Source organism: Streptomyces sp. NPDC001904, from assembly GCF_040297005.1.
In the GTDB taxonomy this organism is placed as follows: Bacteria; Actinomycetota; Actinomycetes; order Streptomycetales; family Streptomycetaceae; genus Streptomyces.
The window spans coordinates 194018-209047 of record NZ_JBEOYI010000010.1 but is presented as its reverse complement, the minus strand read 5'-3'; the positions used below and the strand labels follow the sequence as shown (position 1 = coordinate 209047).

General features: G+C 72.0%; 16 protein-coding genes. 11 read left to right on the top strand and 5 right to left on the bottom strand.

What is annotated here, in order from left to right:
• Window positions 1-43: 43 nt before the first annotated feature.
• From ABT127_RS19020 to ABT127_RS18985, 8 genes are all read left to right on the top strand, one after another.
• Window positions 44-526, top strand: a complete 483-nt coding sequence (locus ABT127_RS19020; RefSeq protein WP_351451050.1) for an Lrp/AsnC family transcriptional regulator — start codon at window positions 44-46, stop codon at window positions 524-526.
• A 209-nt stretch (window positions 527-735) separates the two neighbouring features.
• On the top strand, window positions 736-1584 hold the full coding sequence (locus ABT127_RS19015) for a fumarylacetoacetate hydrolase family protein (RefSeq protein WP_351451047.1): 849 nt from the start codon (window positions 736-738) through the stop codon (window positions 1582-1584).
• A gap of 132 nt (window positions 1585-1716) precedes the next feature.
• Complete coding sequence (locus ABT127_RS19010) at window positions 1717-2289, top strand: VOC family protein (RefSeq protein WP_351451045.1); 573 nt, start codon at window positions 1717-1719, stop codon at window positions 2287-2289.
• A 40-nt stretch (window positions 2290-2329) separates the two neighbouring features.
• Window positions 2330-2791 (top strand): HIT family protein, encoded by a 462-nt coding sequence (locus ABT127_RS19005; RefSeq protein WP_351451043.1) that lies wholly within the window; start codon window positions 2330-2332, stop codon window positions 2789-2791.
• A 344-nt stretch (window positions 2792-3135) separates the two neighbouring features.
• Complete coding sequence (locus ABT127_RS19000) at window positions 3136-4206, top strand: amidohydrolase family protein (protein ID WP_351451039.1); 1071 nt, start codon at window positions 3136-3138, stop codon at window positions 4204-4206.
• Between the two features lie 567 nt (window positions 4207-4773).
• Window positions 4774-5766 carry a dihydroxyacetone kinase subunit DhaK gene (gene dhaK, locus ABT127_RS18995; RefSeq protein ID WP_351451036.1) on the top strand — a complete coding sequence of 331 codons (993 nt, stop codon included), beginning with the start codon at window positions 4774-4776 and terminating at the stop codon, window positions 5764-5766.
• 63 nt (window positions 5767-5829) lie between these two features.
• Entirely contained in the window at window positions 5830-6441 is a 612-nt protein-coding gene (gene dhaL, locus ABT127_RS18990; protein ID WP_351451033.1) for a dihydroxyacetone kinase subunit DhaL, read from the top strand.
• Window positions 6438-6851, top strand: coding sequence for a PTS-dependent dihydroxyacetone kinase phosphotransferase subunit DhaM (locus ABT127_RS18985; RefSeq protein WP_351451030.1), 414 nt, complete (start codon window positions 6438-6440; stop codon window positions 6849-6851). The genes dhaL and ABT127_RS18985 overlap by 4 nt, the downstream gene beginning before the upstream one ends.
• Before the next feature lie 28 nt (window positions 6852-6879).
• Here the strand turns inward: ABT127_RS18985 and ABT127_RS18980 are convergent, their stop codons facing one another.
• Entirely contained in the window at window positions 6880-7599 is a 720-nt protein-coding gene (locus ABT127_RS18980; protein WP_351451027.1) for a glycoside hydrolase family 75 protein, read from the bottom strand.
• A gap of 213 nt (window positions 7600-7812) precedes the next feature.
• Here ABT127_RS18980 and ABT127_RS18975 point away from each other — a divergent pair, with 213 nt between their 5' ends.
• On the top strand, window positions 7813-8823 hold the full coding sequence (locus ABT127_RS18975; RefSeq protein WP_351451024.1) for a fibronectin type III domain-containing protein: 1011 nt from the start codon (window positions 7813-7815) through the stop codon (window positions 8821-8823).
• Window positions 8824-8984: 161 nt separating this feature from the next.
• The gene (locus tag ABT127_RS18970) at window positions 8985-9476 is read left to right on the top strand and encodes a hypothetical protein (protein WP_351451021.1); all 492 of its coding nucleotides are present in this window, start codon (window positions 8985-8987) and stop codon (window positions 9474-9476) included.
• A gap of 74 nt (window positions 9477-9550) precedes the next feature.
• Here the strand turns inward: ABT127_RS18970 and ABT127_RS18965 are convergent, their stop codons facing one another.
• The 3 genes from ABT127_RS18965 to ABT127_RS18955 form a co-directional block, all read right to left on the bottom strand.
• Window positions 9551-10081 (bottom strand): PadR family transcriptional regulator, encoded by a 531-nt coding sequence (locus ABT127_RS18965; RefSeq protein WP_351451018.1) that lies wholly within the window; start codon window positions 10079-10081, stop codon window positions 9551-9553.
• A 99-nt stretch (window positions 10082-10180) separates the two neighbouring features.
• On the bottom strand, window positions 10181-12196 hold the full coding sequence (locus ABT127_RS18960; RefSeq protein WP_351451015.1) for an FAD-dependent oxidoreductase: 2016 nt from the start codon (window positions 12194-12196) through the stop codon (window positions 10181-10183).
• Between the two features lie 103 nt (window positions 12197-12299).
• Window positions 12300-13391: a tyrosine-protein phosphatase gene (locus tag ABT127_RS18955; RefSeq protein WP_351451012.1), complete on the bottom strand. Its 1092-nt coding sequence runs from the start codon at window positions 13389-13391 to the stop codon at window positions 12300-12302.
• A gap of 322 nt (window positions 13392-13713) precedes the next feature.
• Between ABT127_RS18955 and ABT127_RS18950 the strand changes: the two genes are divergently transcribed.
• Window positions 13714-14166 carry a MarR family winged helix-turn-helix transcriptional regulator gene (locus ABT127_RS18950; RefSeq protein ID WP_351451009.1) on the top strand — a complete coding sequence of 151 codons (453 nt, stop codon included), beginning with the start codon at window positions 13714-13716 and terminating at the stop codon, window positions 14164-14166.
• Here the strand turns inward: ABT127_RS18950 and ABT127_RS18945 are convergent.
• Window positions 14139-14891, bottom strand: a complete 753-nt coding sequence (locus tag ABT127_RS18945) for a GNAT family N-acetyltransferase (protein ID WP_351451006.1) — start codon at window positions 14889-14891, stop codon at window positions 14139-14141. The two genes, ABT127_RS18950 and ABT127_RS18945, sit on opposite strands and share 28 nt — an antisense overlap.
• Window positions 14892-15030: the final 139 nt, after the last annotated feature.

Below are 15030 nucleotides of genomic sequence, written 5' to 3'. Positions count from 1 at the left end.
AATGCCCAGTCCCCCGGCCTCTCAGCTCTGGAAGGTGCGCACCGTGCCCAGCTCCGAACGGATCGACCCGACCGACGCCCGCCTCCTGTTGGCGCTCGCCGCTCACCCCCGGGCCACGACGGTTGCCCTCGCCGAGGCCAGCGGGCTGAGCCGCAACACGGTGCAGGCCCGCCTCACAGCAATGGACCGCCGGGGCGCTGTGGACTCGTTCGAGCGGCGCGTCGACCCGGCCGCGCTCGGCTATCCGCTGGCCGCATTCGTCACCACGCAGGTCGCCCAGCGCAGGCTCGACGGCGTGGCGCGGGCGCTGGCCGCGATCCCCGAAGTGGTGCAGGTGGACGGACTGAGCGGGGAGACCGACCTGCTGGTGCACGTCGTCGCGACCGGCGCCGAGGACCTGTACCGCGTGGCCGGACAGATCCTCGGCATTCCCGGCGTGGAACGCACCAGCACGTCACTCGTCATGCGCCGACTGGTGCCGTACCGGATCACCCCGCTGCTGCGCCGCCGTACCGCCGGCTCCTGAGCGCGGGCCCGTTCGCAACGCCCCGGCCGAAGTTCGGCCGCACGACGTCTTGCTGTTATCACATATAGCGGCCTACTGTGATCCGCGTCGCGACCGCCGCGAGGCCGCTGCCGACCGAACTCCGCCCGCCTCGCACGCACCCCTGGACACACCACCGGCCGGCAGAAGCGAACCCGATGAATCGACCGAAGGAACACAGGAGCAGTCCCGTGCGCATCGCCAATCTCTCCGGCCGCCTGGTCCTCGTCGTGGACGGTCGCGCCGTCGACGTCGAGCAGGCAAGTGACGGCCGTTTCGCCGCGGATCCGCAGGCCGTCTACGACCGATGGGATGAGTTCCGAAAGTGGGCGTCAGTGGCCCGGCTGCCCCAGGGCAGTTCGTTCGACCCCGTCGATCTCGGCGCGCCGGCACCCGCACCGCGGCAGGTCATCGCGGCCGGCCTCAACTACCGTGACCACGCCGCCGAGTCCGGCTTCGCGTTGCCGGACACCATGCCGCCGGTCTTCACCAAGTTCGCCACCAGCATCGCCGGGCCCGTCACCGAAGTGGTCCTGCCGCCCGGCGGCCACACCGACTGGGAGATCGAACTGGTCGCCGTCATCGGCATCCGGGCCCACCACGTCTCCGCCGACACGGCCTGGAACCATGTGGCCGGGCTGACCGTGGGGCAGGACATCTCCGAGCGGATCACGCAACTCGAAGGTCCCGCACCTCAGTTCAGTCTCGGCAAATCCTTCCCGGGGTTCGCCCCGACCGGCCCGTGGCTGGTCACCCCCGACGCGTTCGAGGACCGGGACGACCTGGAACTGCGCTGCACCGTGAACGGCGAAGAGATGCAGAAGGGCCGCACCAGCGACCTGATCTTCTCCGTGCCCCAGCTGATCGCCCGGCTGTCGACGGTGCTCCCGCTCCTGCCCGGCGACGTCGTCTTCACCGGGACACCCGCCGGCGTCGGCCTGGGCCGCGATCCGCAACGCTGGCTCGCCCCCGGCGACGAGCTGGTCAGCACCATCGAAGGCATCGGCGAACTGCGCCAGCGCTTCGTCGCCGGGCCCTGACACCACGGACGACTCGCTCGGCCCGACCGTCCGCCGCCGCGACACCTCTCCCACCGGCCGATGACCATCGCCTGCAAGCCGATCCCCATCCCTCGCGAGCACCCGCCCGCGCATTCGATCGAGGAGGACCGGATGTCCGCCACACCGAAGTTCGCCCACGTCGTGTTCCAGACCAGCAACCCCACTGCCATGCGGGACTGGTACTGCGCCGTCCTGGACGGGCACGTGGTGTTCCAGAACGACAGCTTGTGCTTCATCACCTACGACGACGAGCACCACCGCGTCGCCCTGCTCACGCCGCCGGTCGCCCTGGAACGCAAGACCCCGACGACGGCCGCGGTCCATCACGTCGCCTACACCTTCGACCACCTCGACGACCTCCTCGCCCGCTACGAACTCCTGCGCGACAAGGGCGTCACCCCGGCGGTGTGCATCGCCCACGGCGTCACCACGTCGATGTACTACCGGGACCCCGACGGCAGCTTCGTCGAGATGCAGATCGACAACTACGCCGACCCGGAGGACGCCACCGGGTACATGCGAGGCAGCGAGTACAGCGAGGACGCCGTCGGCCCGGCCTTCGACCCCGAGGCCCTGCTCGTGGCCCGCCGCTCCGGCACGGCCGTGGAGGAGCTGACGGACCGGTCCTGGGCTCTCAAGACGCCCCAGCCCGACCCGATGCTGGTGCTCACCGGCGCGGTGTGAACCCCGCTCCCGTCCCGTATCCGTTCAGCGAGGAGAGTTCTTGAGCAGGCCCAGCGACACCGACGGCTGCTTCATGTGCGGCTTGGAGCAGAACGACGAGAACGCCGTCGTCTTCCGGGACGACCTCTGGTCGGGCGAGACGGTCCCCGGCTACGACGTGCCCGGATGGTTCGTCCTGCGGGTGCGTCGTCACGCCGAGCGCATCACCGGGCTCGACGAGGCCGAACTCGCGACGTTCGCCCGCCGGGCCCGCGACCTGGTCGCCGCGGTGACGGAGGTGACGGGGGCGCCCACCACGTACCTGCTCGTCTTCGGCGAGAACCACCCCCACTTCCACGCACTGATCACGGCGCGAGGCGAGGACGTGCCGCCGGATCGGCGCAGCGGCGGCATTCTGCGGCTGGCCAAGGAACGAGCCGACCCGGAGGCCGCCGCCGTCCTGGTCCCTGCGGTTCGCAACGCCTACGCACGCATGACCGGCACCCACTCAGTCCGCACCTGACGCGCACAGGTCCGGTGCGTCAGCGCCTGCGCAACCGCCGCCGGTAGCTGCGGTCTGGCGGGTGGCAACCACCCTGGACGAGCGCGACGGCTCCAGATCCGATGACGTCGTTGTGGTGAACGCCGAGGAGTCGCACGCGCTGCACGCGAAAGCCCGCTCGGCGTGATGGTGGTGCAGCGGGAGCTGCCCGAAACTCTCACCCGGCCGGGCTGACGGGCTGTCAAACAGATGCGACACCGTCGACGGCGCCAAGGATCGACTGCAACTGCCGCAGAGCGTCTTCCAACGTCGCCGACGGCACCGCGGACAAGGCGCCGTGCAGCGCCGCGGTCGCCTCGGCCGTGATGGTGGCTGATGCAACTGCGATCGACGGCGTCCGCGTCTTCACGGGCGACGGCCTGACGGAACCGCAGCGCGTCTGCGTAGAGGGCGAGAGGATCGTCACCGACGGGACCCCTGATGTGACGGTCGACGGGGTGGGCAAGGTGCTGCTTCCCGGCCTGATCGACTCGCACATGCACACGCTCGGTCGGGGTGACCTGGCAGACCTGGCGCGGTGGGGTGTCACCACCGGCCTTGACATGGCGGCGTGGCCGCTCTCGTTCGTGACCGACATGCGCGCCCAGGCAGGCGTCGCACAGATCCTCAGCGCGACGACTCCCGCGGTCGGCCCCGGCGGGAATCACGCAAAGATGCCCGGCTTCCCCGCGGACGGCATCGTCACCACCCCGAAAGAGGCGTACGCCTTCGTCGAGCGCCGGGTCGCCGACGGTGCCGACTACATCAAGATCGTCACGGAGGCCGCGCCGCCGCGGGGCATGGACCAGGCGACGGTGAAGGCGATCGTCGACGCGGCGCACGAGCGCAATCTCCTCGTCGTGGCGCACTCGATCACCACCGGCGCGTTCCGGGTCGCGGTCGAGGCCGGCGTCGACATCAGCACGCACGCGCCGCTGGACGCCGTCCTCGACGACGAGACCGTGGCCCGTATGCGGGACGCCGGGATGGTGTCTTCGCCCACCCTGACCATGATGCGGGGCATCGCCGACGCCCGAGCCGGGGCGGGGCTCCGGTACGGATACGCCCGCGACACGGTGACCAAGTTCCACGAAGCCGGGATCCGACTCTTGGTCGGCACCGACGCGAACTCCGCACCCGGCGTTCCGTTCGCACCGAAGCACGGCGCATCCATGCACGACGAATTCGAGCTCATGGTCGGCGCCGGGCTCACCCCCGTCGAAGTCCTCCGCAGCGCCACGACACTGACCGCGCAGACGTTCGCCCTCGCCGACCGCGGGGAGATCGCGCCGGGCAGGCGCGCCGATCTGTTGCTCATCGACGGCGACCCGACCACCGACATCACCACGACTCGCAAGATCCACGGCATCTGGCTCGCCGGCGAGCGCATTCGCTGAGCACAGCCACAGCGACAGCCCGGCCTGAAGGGGCCCCTCCCGGAGGGCAGGACCGAGCTCACCAACTCCTGGCTCCCCTGCCCTCCGGACCGGGCGGGAATGCGAACACGGAGATGCCCTTCTCCGCCCGTCAGGCAGATGTCCGCCATGAACGCGCACGCGATCGCGGGGGCATCGGAACCAGCGCGCGTGGTCAGCTTCGCTGAGCCGCGGCGATGCCGGGAAATGGTCGGCTCGTAGCGACGGTGCAGGGGGGCGGCGGCACCCAGACAGCCGTGCATGGTGCGCCCCCTTCCGGAGCACGGCTCACACGTACGCGGCGGACGACACCTACCCGCTGAGCGTCCTGGCGCAGCGCTCCACCAGGCAGGCCGCAAGGGTGCTCAATACGGCCACTCCACCGATACTGGCCTTGGATCGTCCGACATCTACCTGCACCACCTGATGAGTAGTCAGCAAGATCCGTATCAGGTCGGTATCAGCCTCGTCCAACGCCGCCATCGACCGCCAGAGACCAGGCGCGACGCACGTCAGGGCATCGCCTGCCAACGTCACCCGGAGGTACCAGTGAGAATGTTGATCAATGTGGCCGAGACCGTCGTCGACGACGCCCTGCGCGGGATGGCATCGGCCCATCCCGACCTGGTCGTCGACGTCGAGAACCGGGTGGTGCTGCGGCGGGACGCGCCGGTCGCCGGGCAGGTGGCACTGGTGTCCGGCGGCGGGTCGGGGCACGAGCCGCTGCACGGCGGGTTCGTCGGGCCAGGGATGCTGTCGGCCGCCTGTCCGGGTGAGGTGTTCACCTCGCCGGTGCCGGATCAGATGGTGCGGGCGGCGGCCGCCGTGGACAGCGGCGCGGGTGTGCTGTTCATCGTGAAGAACTACACCGGCGACGTGCTCAACTTCGACATGGCCGCCGAACTCGCCGAGGACGAGGGCATCCAGATCGCCAAGGTCCTGGTGAACGACGATGTCGCCGTGACCGACAGCCTGTACACCGCCGGACGGCGCGGCACCGGGGCCACCCTGTTCGTCGAGAAGATCGCGGGCGCGGCCGCCGAGGAGGGGCAGCCGCTGGAGCGGGTCGAGGCGGTGGCGCGGCTGGTCAATGAGCGGTCGCGGAGTTTCGGGGTAGCGCTCGGCGCGTGCAGCACCCCGGCCAAGGGCGCGCCCACCTTCGACCTGCCCTCCGGCGAGCTGGAGCTGGGGATCGGCATCCACGGCGAGCCGGGACGCGAGCGGCGGCCCATGATGACGTCGAGGGAGATCGCCGACTTCGCCGTGAACGCCGTGCTGGAGGACCTGAACCCGAGCAGCCCGGTCCTGCTGCTCGTCAACGGCATGGGCGCCACCCCGCTCCTCGAGCTGTACGGGTTCAACGCCGAGGTGCAGCGGGTGCTCGGCGAGCGCGGTGTGCCGGTCGCCCGCACCCTCGTCGGCAACTACGTCACCTCCCTCGACATGGCCGGCGCCTCCGTCACGCTCTGCGAGATGGACGAGGAACTGCTGCGGCTGTGGGACGCGCCGGTCAGCACGGCGGGGCTCCGCTGGGGCAGGTGACAGCACGGCCCGAGATCGTGAACGTATCCACCGGACGACGTATCCACCAGACAAGGAGATCAAGTGCTCGACGCCGACTTCTTCCGGCGCTGGATGGCCGCGACCGCAGTGGCCGTGGACCACGAGGCGGCCCGGCTCACCGACCTCGACTCGGCGATCGGTGACGCCGACCACGGCAGCAATCTGCAGCGCGGCTTCCACGCGGTCTCGCAGGTCCTCGAGCAGGATTCGCCGGACACACCGGGCGGCGTACTCACCCTCGCGGGACGGCAGTTGATCTCCAAGGTGGGCGGCGCGTCCGGCCCGCTGTACGGGACGCTGCTGCGCCGCACCGGCAAGGCGCTCGGCGACGCCGCCGAGGTGAGCGAGGCCGATTTCGCCGCGGCGCTGCGGGCCGGTGTCGACGCGGTCGCGGCGCTCGGCGGAGCCGCGCCGGGCGACAAGACCATGCTCGACGCGCTGGTGCCGGCCGTGGACGCGCTGGACGGCGGAGACTTCGCGGCGGCCCGGGCTGCGGCCGAGCACGGCGCGGAGGCGACGACGCCCTTGCAGGCGCGCAAGGGACGGGCCAGCTATCTGGGCCCGCGCAGCATCGGGCACCAGGATCCCGGTGCCACGTCGTCGGCGCTGCTGATCGGCGCGCTCGCGGAGACGGCCCGAGGGGGCGTCGCATGAGCGCCCCGGACAAGGCCGTCGGCATCGTGCTCGTCTCGCACAGCCGGGAGGTCGCCGAGTCGGTGGCCCGGCTCGCGGCCGGACTCGCCGGGGGCGGCTCCCTCGCACCGGTGGCCGCTGCGGGCGGCACCGAGGACGGCGGGCTCGGCACCAGCTCCGAGCTGATCTCGGCGGCCGCGGCGTCGGTCGACCGGGGCGCGGGCGTCGCCGTCCTGGTGGACCTCGGCAGCGCGGTGCTCACCGTGAAGTCCCTGCTCGCCGAGGGGGACGAACTCCCCGACGGGACGCGGCTCGTGGACGCCCCCTTCGTGGAGGGCGCGGTCGCCGCCGTCGTCTCCGCGTCGGCCGGTGCCGATCTCGACGCGGTGGTGGCCGCGGCCTCCGAGGCGTACACGTACCGCAAGGAGTGAGAAGGAGGGAGGGGCGGCCGGGTGTTCCTCAGCCGCCCGTCACGAACTTGTCGGCCGCCACCCGCCCCGCCGTCGCCGCCGCGCGACGGCTCTCGATGGGGCGGGCGGTCGTGCCGGGGAAGAGGATGTAGGTGACCTCGTCGGCGGTGCCGCCGCGCACCGGGTCGGGATCGATGCCCAGGGCGCGGGCGGCCGCGTAGGAGGCCTCGCCGATGAGGTCGGTCGGACCGGTGTCGCCGACGACCGCGTACAGCACCTTGCCGCGGTGGACGAGGGCGGCGACCGTGCCGCCCCGGATGCCGGAGCGTGCGGGGTTCCAGATCCGGCTGGCGCCCGGTACGACCACGTAGGGAAGCCGTTCCGCGCTCAACTGCCGTCCGTCGGACTGCTGGTACGCCGTCGTGTTGAGGAACAGCGGATCGGTGCGGCGGTTGCAGCGGCGGCCGGGACGGCCGTCGCAGTCGACGTCGAGGTCGGCCTTCCAGTAGACGGCACCGCGCCGGCCGCACACCGGGATGTTCGCGCGGGCTCCGTCGTCGCTGCGGTAGCGGCCGTGCGAGATCTGCCGGCAGCCGCGCACCGCGGCCATCAGGGCGGTGGCACTCGCTCCGCCCTCCCCCGCGACGGACTGCGGCGCCGCGTCCGGTTCCTGAGGGGTGTTCGGCTGGGCGGACGCCGGGGGCAGTGCGGCGGGGGCGAGGAGGGCGGCGCCGCACACGGCGGCGAGGGCCAGGGATCGAGGGTGCACACACAAGCCTTCGGTCGAGGACGGGACGGGCGGGAACGGCGACGTCGGGACCGGCCGGGACGACCGGGGGACATACCCGTCCAATGTGGGATGACCGCGCGGCCGCGTCCACCGCACGGGGGCCGGACGGGCGCGCACCCCTCTTGATGAGGACCCGTCACCCATGTCATACAGGTCTGTACCAATTCGGTCCCGCCGAGCGGAAGGCATCCCGTGCGACGCGTCCCCCCACGCCCGCTGCTCCCCCAAGCGGCCCGCGCCACCGCCCTGTTAACGGTTCTCTCCGCACTGTCCGGCTGCGGGCTGCTGTCGTCCGGCGACGACACGGGCGGCCCGGCCCTGTCGGAGCCGCTCGGGGTCACCGCGCAGGCGGGCAGCGCCACCACCGTGCACGTCATGTGGAACCGGCCGGCGAGCACCGCCGGAGTCGAGGGCTACGAGGTCTACCGGGGCAAGGTGCGGGTGAAGCAACTGTCCGCCACTCAGCAGATGACGGACGTCACCGGGCTGCGGCCGCGGACCCAGTACGTGTTCACCGTGCGGGCCCGCGACAAGGACGGGGACCCGGGCCCGGCGAGCCGGCGGGTCACCGTGACGACCCCGGCCGCCGTCGCCGCGGACCGTTCCGCGCCGTCCAGACCGACCGGCCTGCGCGGAAAGGCGGACGGGGCGCGCTCGGTGTCGCTGTCGTGGCGGAAGGCGGACGACGACAAGGGCGTCGTCTCGTACGACGTCTACCAGGGCACGACGAAGATCCACAGCGTGCCGGGGACGGAGACCGAGGCCCTGCTGACTGGGATGCGGCCGGGCACCGCGTACAGCTTCTCGGTACGGGCGCGGGACGCCGCCGACAACGCCTCCCCCGCGAGCGAGACACTGCGGCTGACGACCGCGCGGGGCGAGGACGAGGGGGCCGACACCGCTCCCGCCGACTTCCGGGCGGCCGTGCGGCGCTCCGACGGCGCCGCGTACATCGACCTGACCTGGACGGCGCCGCGCACCGGCGGTGACGTTCCGGCGTACCAGGTGTACCTGGACGGGAAGCAGGCCACCACCGTCGTGTGGGGGGACAGCGCTCCCAAGGGCGCGGCGAAGTACAGCTTCTACATCGGGAACGGCGAGGAGGCCGCCGGCGCGCGGCACCGGGTGAAGCTCCGGGCGCAGTTGCCGGACGGGACCTGGGGCGCGTTCTCGCCGGAGCGGACGGTGACCGGCCGTCAGTAGGCGCGGCTGGGCCGGACGACGGAACGTGTCACCTGCCCGGCCCCGGCCCGCATGCGGCGGCGCCGGCAGGGACTTTGGCTGAGCGTCAGGCAGCACGGGCTTTGCCGACTCGGGCGGGGCACGGGACGTACCGCCTCCCGTGCCGCCGGAGGGCAGAGAGAATGCGCATCACGTCGACCATCGCTCGCTCCGGGCTCACCGTCGCGGCCGCGGCCGCGCTGCCGCTGGCGCTGGCCGCTCCCGCGGCGCACGCCTCGGGGGTCACGGTCACCGCCGAGGGCTCCACGGTGACGGCCACCACGACGGCCTGCCCGAACGGCGGCAACGGTTCGCTCCTGGCCGCCGGTCAGGCCGACTTCGCCCAGGGCCGGCAGACCGCGCTCACTTCGGGGAGCGCCACGTGGACCGGGGTCGCCTCCGGTACGTACACGGTCGTGGTCGTGTGCGCGGACCACTCGACGGCGGGCACCCAGTCGGTGACCGTCTCCGCGAGCCCGACCATCTCGGCGACGTCCAGCCCTCGGGGCGGGGTCCGGGGCGGCCTGGGCGGGGGGTCCGAGGACTACGGCACGCTGACGTACGCCGCCGGCGGCACCATGGTGGCCGCCGCCGTGGCAGGCGGCATCTGGTACCTGCGGCGCCGCCGCGCCTGAGCCGATGGCAGGAGGGCCGCCGTCCGGTGTCCGGGCGACGGCCCTGTCGTGCTCCGCGGGCCTTCCGCTCCCGCTCAGCCGCCGAGTTCGTCCAGCGTGCGCTCCAGCCAGCGCACCCAGAACGTCTCCAGGTCGATCCCGGCCCGCAGCACCGCGTGTTGCAGCCGGTCCGCCTCGGAGTTCTTCTCCGGCGGGAAGTCCCGCCGGTCGATCTCCTCGTAGGTGGCCAACTGCCGCCGGTGCAGGTCGAGATGGCGGTGGAGTTCGGCATCGACGCCGGCCGTTCCGACGACCGCCGCGGAGCGCAGCCGCAGGAAAAGCGGGTCGCGCAGCGGCTTGGGGTCCTGCGGGGCGGCCGTCCAGCGTGCCAGCTCGGCCCGGCCGTCCGGCAGGACCTCGTACTCCTTCTTCTGGCCGCGTGCCGGCGCCTGGGCGGGCAGGGCGCGGATCAGTCCGTCGCGCTCCAGCCTGCCCAGCTCACGGTAGATCTGCTGATGCGTCGCCGACCAGAAGTAGCCGATGGACCGGTCGAACCTGCGGGTCAGTTCGAGGCCGGACGACGGCTTCTCCAGGAGGGCCGTGAGGATCGCGTGCGGCAGTGACATGGCGTAAGCCTAGAGGGGTCTCTCGGGCAGAGGGGTGGTCACGCGGCCGGCGGGCCCGGCCACGTGACCACCCGGTTCAGGGGGTGGAACTCCGCTGGTTCAGAGGGCGGCCGCGACCTCGGTGCCCTGCTTGATGGCGCGCTTGGCGTCCAGTTCGGCGGCGACGTCGGCGCCGCCGATGAGGTGCGGGGTGCGTCCCGCGGCCACCAGGTCGTCGTACAGGGACCGCATCGGCTCCTGGCCCGCGCACAGCACGACCGTGTCGACGGGGATCAGGGACTGCTCGCCGTCGACGGTGATGTGCAGTCCGGCGTCGTCGATCAGGTCGTAGCTGGCGCCCGCGATCATCGTGACGCCGCGGTGGCGCAGCTCGGTGCGGTGGATCCAGCCGGTGGTCTTGCCGAGGCCCGCGCCGACCTTGGAGGTCTTGCGCTGGATGAGGTGGACCTGGCGCGGCGGGGCGGGGCGCTCGGGCCTGGTGAGGCCGCCGCGGTCGGCGTAGTCCATGTCGACGCCCCACAGGCGGAAGTACGTGGCCGGGTCCTGGCTCGCCTGTTCGCCGCCGTCGGTGAGGTACTCGGCGACGTCGAAGCCGATGCCGCCCGCGCCGATGACGGCGACGCGGTCGCCGACGGGGGCTTCCCGGCGCAGTACGTCGAGGTAGCCGACCACGCTCGGGTGGTCGACGCCCTCGATGACGGGGGTGCGGGGGCTGACGCCGGTGGCGACGACCACGTCGTCGTACCCGTCGAGGTCGTCGGCGCCGACCCGGTTGCCGAGCCGTACGTCGACGCCGTGCAGGTCGAGCTGCGTGCGGAAGTAGCGCAGCGTCTCGTCGAACTCCTCCTTGCCGGGGACCTTGCGGGCGACGTTGAGCTGGCCGCCGATCTCGGCCGCGGCGTCGAAGAGGGTCACGTCGTGTCCGCGCTCGGCGGCCGAGACCGCGCAGGCGAGGCCGGCCGGACCGGCTCCGACGACGGCGACGCGCTTCTTGGTCCGGGTGGGGAGGAGGACGAGCTCGGTCTCGTGGCAGGCGCGCGGGTTGACGAGGCAGGAGGTGATCTTGCCGCTGAAGGTGTGGTCCAGGCAGGCCTGGTTGCAGCCGATGCAGGTGTTGATGGTGTCGGACCGGTCGGCGGCGGCCTTGTTCACGAAGTCCGGGTCGGCGAGCATCGGGCGGGCCAGCGAGACCATGTCGGCGGCGCCGTCCGCGAGCAGCTCTTCGGCCAGTTCCGGCGTGTTGATGCGGTTCGTGGTGACGAGAGGGACGGACACCGCGCCCATGAGCTTCTTGGTGACCCAGGTGTACGCGCCGCGCGGGACGGACGTCGCGATGGTCGGGATGCGGGCCTCGTGCCAGCCGATGCCGGTGTTGATGATGGTGGCACCGGCCGCCTCGATCTCCTTGGCGAGCTGCACGACCTCGTCGTGGGTCGAGCCGCCGGGGACGAGGTCCAGCATGGAGAGCCGGTAGACGAGGATGAAGTCGTCGCCGACGCGCTCGCGGACCCGCTTCACGATCTCGACGGGGAAGCGGATGCGGTTCTCGTAGCTGCCGCCCCAGCGGTCGGTGCGCTGATTGGTGTGGGCGACGATGAACTCGTTGATGAGGTAGCCCTCGGAGCCCATGATCTCGACGCCGTCGTACCCGGCCGACCGGGCGAGTTCGGCGGTGCGCGCGAAGTCCTCGATGGTCTGCTCGACCTCGGCGTCGCTCAGCTCGTTCGGGACGAACGGGCTGATGGGGGCCTGGATCGGGCTCGGCGCGACCAGGTCCTCGTGGTAGGCGTACCGGCCGAAGTGCAGGATCTGCATCGCGATCCTGCCGCCGGCGGCGTGCACCGCGTCGGTGACCTCGCGGTGCTGGGCGGCCTCCGCCTCGGTGGTCAGCTTGGCGCCGCCGGACCAGGGGCGGCCCGCCTCGTTCGGGGCGATGCCGCCCGTCACCATCAGGCCGACACCGCCCCGGGCGCGGGTCGCGTAGAACTCGGCCATCCGCGCGAAGCCGTTCTCCGCCTCCTCCAGGCCTACGTGCATCGAGCCCATCAGGACGCGGTTGGGCAGGGTGGTGAAGCCCAGGTCGAGCGGGGCGAGAAGGTGGGGGTAACGGCTCATGGGGCCCTCCGTGCGCGGCGAACGTCGTGACTGTTGTAGACGACGCCGGCACGTTTATGCAACAAGTTGCAGAAGAGAGGTACGCCACGCCACGGGCAGGCGCTCAGGGGGTGAGCAGCCGGTTTCGCAGGCTCTGGATGGTCGCGTCGTCGAGACCGAGGCCCTTGTGGAGGTACGCGTCGAAGCTGCCGTAGATGTGGTCGACCTCGCCGAACGCGGCGCGCAGCCAGGAGAGTTCGACCGCGTCGGGGTTGCCCGTGTAGTCGTTGCTGGCGAGGAAGTCGGCCTCGACGGTGGCGCGCGGGACGCCGAGCAGGGTGAGCAGCACGGCGGTGCCCCAGCCGGTGCGGTCCTTGCCCGCCGAGCAGTGGTAGACGGTGGCGCCCGTGTTGCCGTTCACGGCCGTGAGCAGGTCCTTGAACGCGTGGTCGGCGCCGACGAAGTTGACCATGAACGGGTAGCCGATGGACTGCCCGAGGTCGGAGGAGCCGGAGAACAGTCCGGCCGCGATCGCCTGGGCGAGGGTCATCAGTGCCGGGTCGTGGAAACTCACCCCGTGCGCCAGGGACACCACGTCCGCGACCTGATAGGTGACGCCCGCCGGGACCTTGTCCGGCTCGTCCTTGCGCTCGAAGTAGTTGCGCAGGTCGATGTCGCGGGTGATGCCCTGGTCGACGACGCGCTGCTGCTCGGCGGCGGTGAGATTGCTGAGCTTGTTGCTGCGGTAGACGATCCCGTACTTGACCCAGCGGCCGTCGCTCGTGCGGTAGCCGCCGGCGTCGCGGAAGTTCTTCGCGGAGGCGACGCCGAGGGAGCGTTCGGCGACGACGAAGGCGCCGCCGGTGTCGGGGGTCAGCTTGAAGTACCAGCGCCGGTCGGCCGCCAGCGCGCCTGCGGGGACCGTCAGGGTGCCGGTGCCCGCGGCGCTGCCGAGGGGGGTGCCGGGGTCGCTCGCGTCGGGCTTGGTGTGGGCGGTGACCTGCACGTTCGTTGCCGGTGACGACCAGGAGAGCGTGTACGAGCCGTCGGTGGCGAGGTGGGCGGCGGCCTGGGTGAACGGGACCGCCGCCGCTGCCGTGCGCGCCGTGGCTACGGTCGGCGTGTTCGGCTCGGCCAGGGCCGGGTGGGCCAGGGTGGCGGTGCCGGTGAGGGCCAGGGTGGCCAGTGCGGCGGCGGTCAGGCGTCTGGGCTGCATGGTCGGGCGTCTCCTCGCGGTGGGGCGGCGACTTCGGCAGCCATGATGGCGACGGGGGGCGGTGGTTTGAACTGGAGCGTGGATCAAAGCGGGGGCGGTGGGGTTGTGACGGGTGACAACGGTGGGGCCGCGCTTCCGGGTCGGTCGTTCGTCCGCGGGCCGGTGGCCGCTTCTCGCGCAGTTCCCCGCGCCCCCGAGATGCGCACTTCGTGCGCCACCTCATCAGCGGTGGTGCGGCCCGTGCCCCGACCCGTCCAGGGGCCCGCAGCCGCCCCCGCGCATCCAGTTGTAGACTGCAACGAACCCGGCGAAAGGATGCCCCGTGGTACAGCCCGAACGACGAGACGGGGAGCGGGACTCGGCCGTGGAGGTCATTCAGCGGGAGCTGACGTCCTTCGCGCGTCGCGCCAGGGCGACGGCGGCACGCATCCACCCCGAGCTGTCCCTGGTGTCGTACACCCTGCTCAGCCATCTCGACGAGCAGGGCGGCTGCCGCGCGACGGACCTCGCGGCGCACTACGCGCTGGACAAGTCGACGGTCAGCCGCCAGGTCTCCGCGCTGGAGCGGTCCGGCCTCGTGGTGCGGCGCGTGGACCCGGACGACCACCGGGTCCAGGTCCTGCACCCGACGGAGGCCGGCGCGGAGATCCTCCGGCAGGTGACGGTCAGCCGCCGGCAGCTCTTCGGGGACCGCCTGACGGACTGGCCGGCGGACGATCTCGCACGGTTCGCCGACTACCTGGTGCGCTACAACGAGGCCGCGCGGGAGGACTGAACGGCCGCGGGCACCCGCGCGGTGCGGAACCGCGTGGTGCGCCGCAGCCGGAAGCCGAGCGCCTCGTAGAGCCGGATCGCGTTGGTGTTGCTCGCGCCGGTGTGCAGGAACGGCGTCTCGCCGCGCTCCCGGATCCCGGCGGCGACGGCCCGCACGAGACGCCCGGCGAGTCCGTGTCCGCGGTACGCGGGGTCGGTGCAGACCGCGCTGATCTCGGTGAAGCCCGGCGGGTGCAGCCGCTCCCCCGCCATGGCGGCCAGCACGCCGTCGCGGCGTATCCCCAGGTACGTACCGAGCTCGATGGTGCGCACCTCGAACGGCCCCGGCTCGGTGCGGGCCACCAGGTCCAGCATCTCCGGCACGTCGGCCTCGGTCAGCCGTACCGCCTCCGGGTCGTGCGCCGCGTCCACCGTGTCGTCGACGAACTGCACGCCGGGGATGTCGAAGACGGCCTCCCAGCCCTCGGGCAGTTCCTCGCGCACCCCGAGGACCGGCACGGTGCCGTCGGCTCCGGCGAACGCGGCGAGGTCCGCCCAGTCCGCGTCCGTGAGGCCGTCGGGCAGGGCCACCCACGGCGTGACGTCGGCCGGGTAGCGCAGGATCCGCCCGCGCCGCTCGGCGAAGCGCGCGTGCGGGCCGGTCAGCGCGGCGTACGCGGGATTGTCCAGCGGGTGCGTCCCGGCGTCGGAGCCGGCGCCCCCGTGCTCCTCGTACGTCTGCGTCATACCGGTCCCCTTCGCGCGTGGTGGGTCGTGTTCCGTCGTCGTTCCGGTGCGCCTGAGCACACCTCACGATCAAACCCACAGCTCAGGGCGGTTCATTCCCGAACGCGCAGCGTGTTCACGAACCTGCAATGTGTTCATC

What these genes read in the sequence shown, in the direction of transcription:
- ABT127_RS18945 (WP_351451006.1), bottom strand. Translation starts at nt 14,891, where the DNA reads ATGACGCAGACGTACGAGGAGCACGGGGGCGCCGGCTCCGACGCCGGG.
- ABT127_RS18985 (WP_351451030.1), top strand. Translation starts at nt 6,438, where the DNA reads ATGAGCGCCCCGGACAAGGCCGTCGGCATCGTGCTCGTCTCGCACAGC.
- ABT127_RS18955 (WP_351451012.1), bottom strand. Translation starts at nt 13,391, where the DNA reads ATGCAGCCCAGACGCCTGACCGCCGCCGCACTGGCCACCCTGGCCCTC.
- ABT127_RS19000 (WP_351451039.1), top strand. Translation starts at nt 3,136, where the DNA reads ATGGTGGCTGATGCAACTGCGATCGACGGCGTCCGCGTCTTCACGGGC.
- ABT127_RS18960 (WP_351451015.1), bottom strand. Translation starts at nt 12,196, where the DNA reads ATGAGCCGTTACCCCCACCTTCTCGCCCCGCTCGACCTGGGCTTCACC.
- ABT127_RS18970 (WP_351451021.1), top strand. Translation starts at nt 8,985, where the DNA reads ATGCGCATCACGTCGACCATCGCTCGCTCCGGGCTCACCGTCGCGGCC.
- ABT127_RS18965 (WP_351451018.1), bottom strand. Translation starts at nt 10,081, where the DNA reads ATGTCACTGCCGCACGCGATCCTCACGGCCCTCCTGGAGAAGCCGTCG.
- ABT127_RS19010 (WP_351451045.1), top strand. Translation starts at nt 1,717, where the DNA reads ATGTCCGCCACACCGAAGTTCGCCCACGTCGTGTTCCAGACCAGCAAC.